We start from the raw sequence: 11,754 nt of genomic DNA on the forward strand, positions 1-11,754 counted from the left end.
CCTGCTCCATTGAGAATGATTTGATATTTCTTTTGATATTTCTAATGAATAGCAAAGTTGTCATCCACGAATACACCTTGAAGATCTGCAGTAGCTGCTAATGGTCCAGATGTTGTTGCAGCTACTGTTCCAACCAGTGCTGCTGATTCAAAATCATTATCAGCATCTCCATTGGATGTTGCATAATAAATGGATACTTGATCAGCAGTACCATCACCATCTGTGTCATCATTAAAAATGAGCAGCATTTCAGCGTTTGTAGCTATTTCATTGCCACCTGCAGCAAAAGTACTATTTATTGCTACTAATGCACCTCCTGATGTATTAATACTATTTGTATCCCCTCCTGTTACCACAATGACATCACCATCATTGCCGGCACCAGCTCCCAAAGCAGCTGCCCCCGCTATTTCTTCAATAGTGTTAAAGTCCCCTACTTTTGCCATAGCAGAAGCAAACGAAAGTATATCACCACCATTTGCTAATGAACCTGCTGTAAAATCTAACAATATATCGCCTAATTCAGAAGCTGAATCATATTTGATTGTATCACTTCCAGTATTGCCCATAATGATGTCATTACCGATTCCACCTTTTATTGTATCATTACCACTTCCGCCTACTATTAAATCAGATACTGTACCACCTGTCAGGATATCATCATTGCCACCACCCCAGATTAATTTTCCTACAGTCGCACTAGATGCATCAATCGTATCAGCACCAGTAGTTCCAAGCTCTCCTGAAGTCATTGAAAAATAGTCATCTGCGTCAACATTACTATCAAGATTAACATCAAAATTCATTTGATCAGTTCTTATAACAGCTGTTGTTCCGTTAAAATCAAAATCTGTTTGATTCAGAACATTTAACAAATTTGTAATTTGTGTATTTGACAACTGATCGATATCTGCCAAAATTATGGTGGAGTTATTATCTAATAAATCAACATTTACAGTACCTCCTGCTTGTGTTGCGAGGGTATTTAATTGAGTAGCATTGATTGTTAGAGTTGAATTGGTATAAATATGTTCGATATTACTCAATGAATCATTTGTAGTATCAACATTTCCCCAAATTTCTAGTATATCGTTACTTCCAGCTCCTCCATCATATGTTTCACCACTTCCATCATCATTGCCACTGTTCAAATCAGACTGAGTCAATCCAAGTTTCGCAGCACCTGTCCCAGCAGCAGGATCTGAAGTGTAACTTCCACCGCTTCCTACTACTACAATAATATCATCTCCATTACCAGCACTTATGTTGTCAATACCAGCGCCTCCACGAATCACATCATTACCAGCGCCACCTTCAATTATATCATTACCAGCACCACCATCAATAGTCATACCGGTAGAGTTAGCGATGATATAGTCGTTGTTGTCAGTTCCTACAAATTTATCGACACCAGATGTAGTGATTTTGAAACCATCTGCTACAACTTTTTTAGCTGCATCGTGATCATACTGCACAACTGTATTTGCCGCTACAGATGTATTGTTTGCAGAATCTGTCTCTGTAAATGTGTGGCTTGAGCTTCCAAAGTTTGCAGCTACACCATCATCACTGTCAGAATCTGTAGCATATGGATCCAAATTGCTTACATCAAGCGTATCTGCACCCGCACCTAGTGAAATTGTAGCAGTTTGGAATTTATCTGTAGTTGAACTGGTTCCAAGCGTAATCGTATCTTTACCACCACTTCCATTCACTGTCAATGTATCTACTGTTCCAGCAACTGTAACTGTATTTTGCGTATTGGCATCTTTTGCACCAAGAGAAATACTTGATGACGTTGTAATTGAATCGGAATCAGTATTGCTCACAACAGCAGTCAATCCACCTTTTAGATTGGAAGCGTTAAGACTAACAGCTCCTGTTGCACCAGTAGCTGTTCCTGTATTGTAAACTATATTAGCTGCAGCATCTCCGGAAAGTGTAGCTGTTACATTTCCTTTTGTGTTTTCAACTACAAGTGCCCCTGAGTTTGTTCCATCAAATGCTTTGATATTGCTTTTCGCACTTAAGTTAACTGTGATTCCGTTTTCATCTTGAGCATATACCAAGTATGCTCCATCAGTGCTACTGACAGTTTGGTCATTACCGTAAATACTTCCCTTGTCCGCACTGATTGTAACAGTTCCAAGCTCTTTAGCATTGATAAGTTTGTCATTATTAGTAGATGATTGCAGTTTAACATCTCCATTTGTAGCAGTTATTGATACACTGTTTAATGCATCTGCTGCTGTATTTGTACCAATTGCTGCTTGTGTACTAGTAGTACCGACAGTTACCGATTTACCTTCTAATGTCAAATCAGTTAATGCTCGAACATCTTTAAAATCATCAATTGTCAAATCTTTTGTTGCAGTAATATTAACAGTTTTTAGTTTGTCACTGTTTAGAATTTTTCCCATATCCACTGCATCAGAACCTGTTACTTTGATCTCCTCTAGTTTGTCACCAGCAGTCACATTTGATATACCAGTTCCTAAATCCAAAGCTTTTGATGCATTGATTGTAAGCTTTTTAGTATCATCGATTGTGAGATCATCTGTCGCATTTGTTAGGTCAACAGCATCTGCAAAATCAAGAGTCAAATCTGTTACTTTGGATACAGTAATTCCAGTTCCAGCTGAAGTTACTTTCGCATTTACATCTATAGTAGTCGCCGCTTCAGTACTAGCAAATCCTACCTTGATATCATTTACACCGCCAGTTGCATCTTTTGCATTGTTAATAGTAACTGTCGAGCCGGCTGTCAACCCCTGCACATCAACCGGTCCTGTAGCTGTAGTACCATTACCTACTTCTGCCGTCACTTTAAGCGCTTTATTCGCAGAAGAAATTGTATTTGTCCCAGTCGCACTGTTTTTAAGTGTTAAATTCTCTACATCTTTTAATACAAAGTTGTTACTTTCATTATTATTTACAATGATAGTGTCATCCCCATCACCCATATCAAAATAATCTGCCGAATTGCTTATAGCGGTATTTGTGTCGCTAATAAGGATTTGATCGTCACCCTCTTTCGCAAGGATAGTGTTATTACCGCTTCCTTTTTCAAATGTAAGCTTGTCATTACCTGCGCCAAGTATAAGTGTATTGGTTTTTCCACTATTTGCACTGTCATTAAATACAATGTTATCATCACCGCTTCCAAGTGTAACAGTAGCACCATTACTGTTAGCTGTAATTTTATCGCTATCTACAAATCCATCTGTGCCAGTATCAATACCAGTAGAAATTCCATCAGTATTGTCTGATGCCGTTAATGTTTTCACATCACTTAAATTGGCAAGATTTATTGCTTTCGCATCTTTAATAATAATATTTTGAATAGATTGGATAGGATCCTGTGTTCTATCAAAAGTAACTGAACTGTCCCCTTTAATTGTGAGTGTATTTACACCTGCAGCATTAAATGTATCCACTTCATTGCTTGCACCATTTGCAGTGATTTCTGCACTCTCAAATCCAGCATTTACTGTAACTGCTGCATTTTGAGTATCTTCAAGAGTCACTTTCAATATATCACTTGTTCCGCTTAGATCAGAATATGTCGCGTTAATGCTTTGATTGACACCTTTGAGCTTCAATCCCATAGATGAAGAAGCCACATTGGTCAACGTGATTTGTCCTGTAGACTCAATAGAAGCAAGAGTGTCTACCCCACTAAAGTATTTCATATCAATACTGTGTGCACCGTAAGAAGTCACATTTACTTTTTCAACGTTTTTTACAGCAACAGCATTTGAAATGTCAGTATTGATTGTAGCGTTAAGTGTATCGATACCGCCTTTGCCATCGATACTGTCGCCGTCATTGAGAGTAAGAATGTCTGCAGTGAATGTGTCAGCCGCTTCGCTTCCAACGATTGTGTCTTTTCCTGTTGTGAGTTCAACGCTTACTGGAACATAATCATCTGCCTGTTGCTCTGCAGCAGTTTTTGTCGCTGGATCGTCTGTAACGCTCGCAACGATGTTTTTGAAAGTGTCGAAGTTGATCTTTCCGTCGCCATCCGGATCTGGATTTGGAACGTTTTCCGCTACGTAGAGTGCTACGTCAGATTTGTTCTCGAACGCTTTTGCAGCTTTCAAAGTATCTGGATCGTTTGTTTGGATCGCTCCGGTCGCATATTGCTCAGCAACGTATACGATACCTGCAAGTGTGTCTCCAAGGGCTTTGAATGTTCCCCCGTTATTGATAACGTTATCTACCCATCCATCGATTCCCTGAGGATCCTGGGTGTAGTCTTTTCCAAGTAAAAGCTTGTAAACGTTTTCGATTACAGTTTTTACTTGAGTTCTATCTGATGGATCAAGATTTACGTACTGTGGATAGTTTGCCGCAGCATCCGAATCACTGTCTACTACTTGAAGCGCAGCATACAGCATATCTCCAGCCAATGTGTTCATATCTTTATTGTTCGTGGTAGCATCGTTGTACCACCCGTCCAACTCGCTCTTTGTAGGTGCTCTGTCAAACAACGCAACGTATAACTGCGCCACCTGCTTCTTTGTCAATGCCATACTTTCTCCTTTGTCAGCATATTTAATCCATTATAGAAAATATTTTGTTAAATAGAGATAAATAATGCAGAAATTAATATCTTTTATTGATAAGCATTAATCCTCTTTTACAATTTTACTGATACTTGATATCGAAAGACCCAAAAAATTAGCAATTTCTGACTGCTTGATACCATTTTCATAAGCCTTTTTTATCATTTCATTTCTTTGAATTTTTGTTGTATACTCTCTTGATAAAATTCTTCTATCTTTGGCTCTTCTAAATCAAGAAAATATTTTCTTTTTGCTCTGTTTTCTTGTTGAATACGTTTAAAAGTCTCTTTGTCTTTTTCCTTCAATTCAACATCAGTAAAGAAAGAATATCTTGTAATTCATACTGCAAAAAAATGCTTTCATTTGAGCAAGACAAAAGAGTATTATTTAGTAAATCAAACAAAAAGCTTCTGTAAAATAGACAAATCTATCAGTAATTTTTGTTTCTACTGGATTTAGTTCAAAATATTTAAAAAGTGTAAATAGATAATTTTCATCAAAAACTATCCAAGATTTAAATCTTTCTTGCCACAGATGCCCTACTCTATTATATTTTATTGAAATACATTGCATATTTTGAGTTTGCCTGTCGCATAACGTCTGATAGATTTTTCTTAGAAGTCTGAATGAGCAGATGATAGTGATTGTCCATCAAAACGTAACTTTGTAAAATTACTTTGTAAAATTTAAATTCTTTACATGATATTTTCAAAAAGTATTTTTATATTTTCAAAAAAAGTATCTTTATCCTCTTTGGATAAAAATATTTTTCTTCTTTCAACGCCTCTGTTGATAATGTAGTAAAATCCCGGTTCTTCAATCCTTACTCGTCTTGGCATTGTAAACCTTTATTCAACTTTTCAAGCCCTGACCCCTGTATCCGTTTCTTATCCGTTTCTGACCCTTTTTATGTTTGTTGTTGTTTTTCTGTTGTTGTGCTGTAGGCATTGTAAGTCCCCTGATCCCCCTTTTTTTAGGGGGGGGGATTGGAGAATTGAATTATGATTTAAGAGAGAATGCCATTATTAAATGTATCCAAATCACTCACTGTCAAATCATCCGTACCACTTACTGTAGCAAGATGTGTAATTGACCAGGATTGTGAAGAAGTACTATCTGTATCAGCAACATAATATACTTCCAGGATATGATCAGTTGCTGAAGAACCCCATATAACCAATGCTTTTCCATTGTCGCTAATTGTGATTTGATTTGCTGAGTTAGCAGTAGTTGTAATCTGAGAAGCAGAAGAAAGTGTATCAACTCCACTAGCACTATCATAAATTACTGCAACTTTACCATTTAAATCACCTGTTCCATCATTTACATCTTCATTTGCTACTAAATCAGTAGAAGCAAATGCACTACCTTTTACAGCAGTTGCTAATGCACTTAAATCAAGTTTATCATTATCATTGAATGAATTTATATCATCATCCCCGTTAGTAGTATTTGTTCCAAACACAACTGTATCACTACCTGCTCCAAGAGCAATAGTATCATCCCCATCTTTAGCATCAATAGTCATACCGGTAGAGTTAGCGATGATATAGTCGTTGTTGTCAGTTCCTACAAATTTATCGACACCAGATGTAGTGATTTTGAAACCATCTGCTACAACTTTTTTAGCTGCATCGTGATCATACTGCACAACTGTATTTGCCGCTACAGATGTATTGTTTGCAGAATCTGTCTCTGTAAATGTGTGGCTTGAGCTTCCAAAGTTTGCAGCTACACCATCATCACTGTCAGAATCTGTAGCATATGGATCCAAATTGCTTACATCAAGCGTATCTGCACCCGCACCTAGTGAAATTGTAGCAGTTTGGAATTTATCTGTAGTTGAACTGGTTCCAAGCGTAATCGTATCTTTACCACCACTTCCATTCACTGTCAATGTATCTACTGTTCCAGCAACTGTAACTGTATTTTGCGTATTGGCATCTTTTGCACCAAGAGAAATACTTGATGACGTTGTAATTGAATCGGAATCAGTATTGCTCACAACAGCAGTCAATCCACCTTTTAGATTGGAAGCGTTAAGACTAACAGCTCCTGTTGCACCAGTAGCTGTTCCTGTATTGTAAACTATATTAGCTGCAGCATCTCCGGAAAGTGTAGCTGTTACATTTCCTTTTGTGTTTTCAACTACAAGTGCCCCTGAGTTTGTTCCATCAAATGCTTTGATATTGCTTTTCGCACTTAAGTTAACTGTGATTCCGTTTTCATCTTGAGCATATACCAAGTATGCTCCATCAGTGCTACTGACAGTTTGGTCATTACCGTAAATACTTCCCTTGTCCGCACTGATTGTAACAGTTCCAAGCTCTTTAGCATTGATAAGTTTGTCATTATTAGTAGATGATTGCAGTTTAACATCTCCATTTGTAGCAGTTATTGATACACTGTTTAATGCATCTGCTGCTGTATTTGTACCAATTGCTGCTTGTGTACTAGTAGTACCGACAGTTACCGATTTACCTTCTAATGTCAAATCAGTTAATGCTCGAACATCTTTAAAATCATCAATTGTCAAATCTTTTGTTGCAGTAATATTAACAGTTTTTAGTTTGTCACTGTTTAGAATTTTTCCCATATCCACTGCATCAGAACCTGTTACTTTGATCTCCTCTAGTTTGTCACCAGCAGTCACATTTGATATACCAGTTCCTAAATCCAAAGCTTTTGATGCATTGATTGTAAGCTTTTTAGTATCATCGATTGTGAGATCATCTGTCGCATTTGTTAGGTCAACAGCATCTGCAAAATCAAGAGTCAAATCTGTTACTTTGGATACAGTAATTCCAGTTCCAGCTGAAGTTACTTTCGCATTTACATCTATAGTAGTCGCCGCTTCAGTACTAGCAAATCCTACCTTGATATCATTTACACCGCCAGTTGCATCTTTTGCATTGTTAATAGTAACTGTCGAGCCGGCTGTCAACCCCTGCACATCAACCGGTCCTGTAGCTGTAGTACCATTACCTACTTCTGCCGTCACTTTAAGCGCTTTATTCGCAGAAGAAATTGTATTTGTCCCAGTCGCACTGTTTTTAAGTGTTAAATTCTCTACATCTTTTAATACAAAGTTGTTACTTTCATTATTATTTACAATGATAGTGTCATCCCCATCACCCATATCAAAATAATCTGCCGAATTGCTTATAGCGGTATTTGTGTCGCTAATAAGGATTTGATCGTCACCCTCTTTCGCAAGGATAGTGTTATTACCGCTTCCTTTTTCAAATGTAAGCTTGTCATTACCTGCGCCAAGTATAAGTGTATTGGTTTTTCCACTATTTGCACTGTCATTAAATACAATGTTATCATCACCGCTTCCAAGTGTAACAGTAGCACCATTACTGTTAGCTGTAATTTTATCGCTATCTACAAATCCATCTGTGCCAGTATCAATACCAGTAGAAATTCCATCAGTATTGTCTGATGCCGTTAATGTTTTCACATCACTTAAATTGGCAAGATTTATTGCTTTCGCATCTTTAATAATAATATTTTGAATAGATTGGATAGGATCCTGTGTTCTATCAAAAGTAACTGAACTGTCCCCTTTAATTGTGAGTGTATTTACACCTGCAGCATTAAATGTATCCACTTCATTGCTTGCACCATTTGCAGTGATTTCTGCACTCTCAAATCCAGCATTTACTGTAACTGCTGCATTTTGAGTATCTTCAAGAGTCACTTTCAATATATCACTTGTTCCGCTTAGATCAGAATATGTCGCGTTAATGCTTTGATTGACACCTTTGAGCTTCAATCCCATAGATGAAGAAGCCACATTGGTCAACGTGATTTGTCCTGTAGACTCAATAGAAGCAAGAGTGTCTACCCCACTAAAGTATTTCATATCAATACTGTGTGCACCGTAAGAAGTCACATTTACTTTTTCAACGTTTTTTACAGCAACAGCATTTGAAATGTCAGTATTGATTGTAGCGTTAAGTGTATCGATACCGCCTTTGCCATCGATACTGTCGCCGTCATTGAGAGTAAGAATGTCTGCAGTGAATGTGTCAGCCGCTTCGCTTCCAACGATTGTGTCTTTTCCTGTTGTGAGTTCAACGCTTACTGGAACATAATCATCTGCCTGTTGCTCTGCAGCAGTTTTTGTCGCTGGATCGTCTGTAACGCTCGCAACGATGTTTTTGAAAGTGTCGAAGTTGATCTTTCCGTCGCCATCCGGATCTGGATTTGGAACGTTTTCCGCTACGTAGAGTGCTACGTCAGATTTGTTCTCGAACGCTTTTGCAGCTTTCAAAGTATCTGGATCGTTTGTTTGGATCGCTCCGGTCGCATATTGCTCAGCAACGTATACGATACCTGCAAGTGTGTCTCCAAGGGCTTTGAATGTTCCCCCGTTATTGATAACGTTATCTACCCATCCATCGATTCCCTGAGGATCCTGGGTGTAGTCTTTTCCAAGTAAAAGCTTGTAAACGTTTTCGATTACAGTTTTTACTTGAGTTCTATCTGATGGATCAAGATTTACGTACTGTGGATAGTTTGCCGCAGCATCCGAATCACTGTCTACTACTTGAAGCGCAGCATACAGCATATCTCCAGCCAATGTGTTCATATCTTTATTGTTCGTGGTAGCATCGTTGTACCACCCGTCCAACTCGCTCTTTGTAGGTGCTCTGTCAAACAACGCAACGTATAACTGCGCCACCTGCTTCTTTGTCAATGCCATACTTTCTCCTTTGTCGTGATTAACATATTTTTGATTACACGAAAAATTATAACACAAATTTTGTAAAAAAAACTAAAAGTTTGTTTAATTTTCGCTAAGCTGAACAATTTTTTCCAGATTTTTTAGAGTATTGTCCCAAAAAAGTTTTTCTATCTCTTTTTTTTGTGTGGAGGTGGGAGAGTATTTCTCTTTTTCCAACGTTTTTAAAACCGATTTTTGAAATGATTTTGGAACGTCTTGGACATCGATAAACGAAAAATCTTTGAATGGTTCATATCCTCTCATGGCAAAAGAAGTGGCTACGATATGGTTTGCATAGACGATAGCTTCCGCCGTTTTAAGGTTTGATCCACCTCCCGATGTAATAGGCAAGACAATCGTATGGGCCGCATACAACAGTGCCTGGAGTTTTGTCGTTTCCAAAGCTCCCAAAGGCTTGACTCTACTTCGTATGTACGATTCGTATATCTTATACTCAGCAGGCAGATAGTCAAAAAGCATCTCTCCTACTTTTCCGGCAACTGCCACTACCGCATCCGGTGGAAGCCATGATAAGCTCTGCATCATCTCCCAAAAACCTATAGCATTTGGCGGATAAGCGCTACCCACAAAAAGGATGATTTTGATATGCGACACTTCATCAAGATAAGGATTTTTTATAGGAGGCGGTTCTACTCCATTTAACGCCCTGATGTAAAGAGGCTTTGAAGAGATCGATCTGAAACGCTTTTCATCCTCTTTGCTCACCGTTATCACTGCATCGGCGTTTTGCAAGAGCTTTGTCTCCAGCTCTTTTGTATTGTCTACAGATAGACTCTTTTGAATGCCATGTTTTTGCAATATATTTTGTTTGGTGAGGTACTCCACATTTTGTGAAGAGTAAATAAGTTTTGCATCTTTTTGTTCTACAAGAGGATAGAGCCAAGGCTGTTCGAGAATGATCACATCATATTTTTGTTCAAGTATCTTTTTAAGTTTTGCTGGAATATGAAACTTTTTTTTTAAAAAAAGACTCAAAGCTATATCGTGGGAAAATGGATCGAAAAGATATTTTTTGAGTTTTTTTTCTGGGATAATAAAATCTTGTTCTGCCCTGTCGGTATAGAGAGAGTGTGTCACCACTACAGACGTGACATCGGCAAAGGTTTTTAGTTTTTCATATATTTTCTTTGCGCGGATCTGTCCTCCATGCAGTGGATTGTGAATGGGATAGGGAAGGAGATAGAGTATCTTCACTGCTCTTCCTTTACAAAAGTTATGAACTCCTGTGCAAACTCTTCCCAACTTCTTGGTCTGAAGCGACTCTGTATCATATTAGACCACTCCTGCAAAAGAGTATCAGATTGCACCATCTCGAAAGCTTCGATCCAGTAGTCGATATCGTTTGGAAGGCTAAGGGCGAGGCCTTGCGTAGCCTCTTTGAGAGCCTCGGCTTCGGATATGAGAACAGGCTTGCCAAAGAGCAGCGATTCTCTGCTTGCCAGTCCCCACCCCTCTATATGAGAAGGAAAAAGGGAAAATCGAGTTTGCTGATAGAGTGAATGGAGTTCGCCGTCACTGACATCTTCATAGAAGTAGACTCTGTTTTTGAGATAGGGACGGCTTTCATAAAATGAAAAGACCTCATCCACTCCCCAGCCCCGCATCCCTACACAGACTAGATCGGGCGCATCAATGTTTTCTTGGATCAATGCATCGTAGAGTCTCAAAAGAAGAATGTGGTTTTTTCTTGCTTCAACAGTACTGACATAGAGACAAAAGTTGTTTGGATCGTGTGGACGTTGCGGAAGCTTTAGATTTACGCTTTTTGGAATGTTATCTCCAAGATGGATCGTTTTAATGATGGGCAGTTTTTGGATGTTGTTTGTCTGGACGAAGGCTTGAAGCTGCGATTTTGAAAAGTCGGATATACAAAAGATTTTGTCGCTTAGATAGATGAGATTTAGGATATGTTTCGTAAAAAGCTGTGAAAAACCAAAAGATGCAACATATTGAGGATGGGTTACAGGAATGAGATCGTAAAGTGCCCCAACAAAAGAAAATCCTATCTCTTTTTTGATCCAGTAAAGAATCTCATAATCGCTATAATCCCAGTCTAGTCCTATCGATATGTAGACATCCTCTTTCGTAAAGGGATGCTGCCAAACTTTTGCCTCATGTAAGGTGTCTGCAAGATGGAAAAAGGATGGACTTGGCTTTTCAGGCTTGGCTGATGAAAGGTTGAATGCATATGAAGTGTTGTTTTCGATCGATTCGATCTTTTTTCTTACATGGGATTCATCAACTCTATGGATGCTTTTCCCATCTTTGTCAAAGAAGGTATAATTTGCCAGATCGTTTTGCAAAGTATATCTGACAAGCTCAAGCTGGGTTTTTATGATACCAACAGGAGCTCTGTTCCAGCACATCAGAGAAGTGACATCGATATAGAGCAAAGAGTTCCTTTTTTTGACGAAATTATACCAAAGAGGGAAG

General features: G+C 38.4%; 7 protein-coding genes. All 7 read right to left on the bottom strand.

Annotated elements, in window-relative coordinates; genetic code table 11:
- Window positions 1-41 precede the first annotated feature (41 nt).
- The gene (locus NIS_RS07460) at window positions 42-4,535 is read right to left on the bottom strand and encodes a beta strand repeat-containing protein (RefSeq protein WP_012082762.1); all 4,494 of its coding nucleotides are present in this window, start codon (window positions 4,533-4,535) and stop codon (window positions 42-44) included.
- 96 nt (window positions 4,536-4,631) lie between these two features.
- Window positions 4,632-4,733: a winged helix-turn-helix transcriptional regulator gene (locus NIS_RS10240; protein WP_148164082.1), complete on the bottom strand. Its 102-nt coding sequence runs from the start codon at window positions 4,731-4,733 to the stop codon at window positions 4,632-4,634.
- The gene (locus NIS_RS10290) at window positions 4,730-4,873 is read right to left on the bottom strand and encodes a hypothetical protein (RefSeq protein ID WP_158297279.1); all 144 of its coding nucleotides are present in this window, start codon (window positions 4,871-4,873) and stop codon (window positions 4,730-4,732) included. Before NIS_RS10290 ends, NIS_RS10240 begins: the two co-directional genes overlap by 4 nt.
- A 390-nt stretch (window positions 4,874-5,263) precedes the next feature.
- Window positions 5,264-5,407 (bottom strand): hypothetical protein, encoded by a 144-nt coding sequence (locus NIS_RS10295; RefSeq protein WP_158297280.1) that lies wholly within the window; start codon window positions 5,405-5,407, stop codon window positions 5,264-5,266.
- A 167-nt stretch (window positions 5,408-5,574) separates the two neighbouring features.
- Window positions 5,575-9,279 (bottom strand): beta strand repeat-containing protein, encoded by a 3,705-nt coding sequence (locus NIS_RS07465; protein WP_012082763.1) that lies wholly within the window; start codon window positions 9,277-9,279, stop codon window positions 5,575-5,577.
- Between the two features lie 84 nt (window positions 9,280-9,363).
- Window positions 9,364-10,515 carry a glycosyl transferase gene (locus NIS_RS07470; RefSeq protein ID WP_012082764.1) on the bottom strand — a complete coding sequence of 384 codons (1,152 nt, stop codon included), beginning with the start codon at window positions 10,513-10,515 and terminating at the stop codon, window positions 9,364-9,366.
- Window positions 10,512-11,714 carry a glycosyltransferase gene (locus NIS_RS07475; RefSeq protein WP_012082765.1) on the bottom strand — a complete coding sequence of 401 codons (1,203 nt, stop codon included), beginning with the start codon at window positions 11,712-11,714 and terminating at the stop codon, window positions 10,512-10,514. Before NIS_RS07475 ends, NIS_RS07470 begins: the two co-directional genes overlap by 4 nt.
- Window positions 11,715-11,754 lie beyond the last annotated feature (40 nt).

The sequence above is a fragment of the Nitratiruptor sp. SB155-2 genome (assembly GCF_000010325.1).
Lineage (GTDB): Bacteria > Campylobacterota > Campylobacteria > Campylobacterales > Nitratiruptoraceae > Nitratiruptor.